The sequence below is a fragment of the Paenibacillus sp. J53TS2 genome, from assembly GCF_018403305.1.
In the GTDB taxonomy this organism is placed as follows: domain Bacteria; phylum Bacillota; class Bacilli; order Paenibacillales; family Paenibacillaceae; genus Fontibacillus; species Fontibacillus rhizolycopersici.
Genome location: NZ_BOSK01000021.1, coordinates 1 through 1,604, shown reverse-complemented (window position 1 = coordinate 1,604; position 1,604 = coordinate 1). Strand labels below are relative to the sequence as shown.

Here is a 1,604-nt window from a genome sequence, read left to right as displayed (position 1 = left end):
CCGAGGCTAGCCCTAAAGCTATTTCGGGGAGAACCAGCTATCTCCGAGTTCGATTGGAATTTCTCCGCTACCCCCACCTCATCCCCGCACTTTTCAACGTACGTGGGTTCGGGCCTCCAGTGCGTGTTACCGCACCTTCACCCTGGACAGGGGTAGATCACACGGTTTCGGGTCTACGCCTACAAACTAAGTCGCCCTATTCAGACTCGCTTTCGCTGCGGCTCCACCTTCTCGGCTTAACCTTGCTTGCAAACGTAACTCGCCGGTTCATTCTACAAAAGGCACGCCATCACCCATAGATCGGGCTCTGACTTCTTGTAAGCACACGGTTTCAGGTTCTATTTCACTCCCCTTCCGGGGTGCTTTTCACCTTTCCCTCACGGTACTGCTTCACTATCGGTCACTAGGGAGTATTTAGCCTTACCAGATGGTCCTGGCAGATTCATACGGGGTTTCACGTGCCCCGCACTACTCGGGATCCGTCTCGGAGGGTCCACACTTTCGATTACAGGGCTTTTACCTTCTTTGGCGGGCCTTTCCAGACCTCTTCGTCTAATATGAACCTTTGTAACTCCATGTGAGACGTCCCACAACCCCAAGGAGCAAGCTCCTTGGTTTAGGCTGTTCCGCGTTCGCTCGCCGCTACTGACGGAATCACTTTTGTTTTCTCTTCCTCAGGGTACTTAGATGTTTCAGTTCCCCTGGTCTGCCTCTTCGCATCCTATGAATTCAGATACGAGTGACTGGATATTAACCCAGCCGGGTTTCCCCATTCGGACACCCCCGGATCGATGCTTGCTTACAGCTCCCCGAGGCAGTTTCGTTGTTCGCCACGTCCTTCTTCGGCTCCTAGCGCCTAGGCATCCTCCGTGTGCTCTTAGTAGCTTAACCATGATTTTTCCCAAAGGGAAAATATCAAACCACTAATATCTTCACTTGTTTTGACACAAGTTCAGCTAAAAGGAATGTTTCTAAAACGCAAATTTCGTTTCGTTTATCCAGTTTTCAAGGATCAAGGTAAATCATATGGTGGAGCCAAGGAGGATCGAACTCCTGACCTCCTGCTTGCAAGGCAGGCGCTCTCCCAGCTGAGCTATGGCCCCAAACTATCCCCAACACAAAGCGTGATGCCAATCGTTATGGGATATATGGTGGGCCCTAGTGGACTCGAACCACCGACCTCACCCTTATCAGGGGTGCGCTCTAACCAGCTGAGCTAAGGGCCCATAACGGATATTTATTTGTGAACCCAAAAGTGGGCTGCGCTTGGCGACGTCCTACTCTCCCAGGACCCTTCGGTCCAAGTACCATCGGCGCTGGAGGGCTTAACGGTCGTGTTCGGGATGGGTACGCGTGGAACCCCTCCGCCATCATCACCAAACGCATGAGAGTTTGAACTCTCAAAACTGACCAACGAGTGAGTAACTTTGCTAACCTGAGGTCAGCGATTTGAATGTCTTCGTTACAGAAGACGATTCTCCATAGAAAGGAGGTGATCCAGCCGCACCTTCCGATACGGCTACCTTGTTACGACTTCACCCCAATCATCTACCCCACCTTCGGCGGCTGGCTCCTTGCGGTTACCTCACCGACTTCGGGTGTTG

The 1,604-nt window shown here is 52.1% G+C and carries 2 tRNA genes and 3 rRNA genes; all 5 read right to left on the bottom strand.

Going from position 1 to position 1,604, the window contains the following annotated elements:
- Positions 1-891 (bottom strand): 23S ribosomal RNA (locus KJS42_RS22885); the annotation flags it as partial.
- Between the two features lie 136 nt (positions 892-1,027).
- A tRNA-Ala gene (locus KJS42_RS22880) sits at positions 1,028-1,103 on the bottom strand.
- A 46-nt stretch (positions 1,104-1,149) separates the two neighbouring features.
- Positions 1,150-1,226: transfer RNA gene (locus KJS42_RS22875), tRNA-Ile, on the bottom strand.
- Positions 1,227-1,264: 38 nt separating this feature from the next.
- Positions 1,265-1,381 (bottom strand): 5S ribosomal RNA (gene rrf, locus KJS42_RS22870).
- Between the two features lie 104 nt (positions 1,382-1,485).
- Positions 1,486-1,604 (bottom strand): 16S ribosomal RNA (locus tag KJS42_RS22865); the annotation flags it as partial.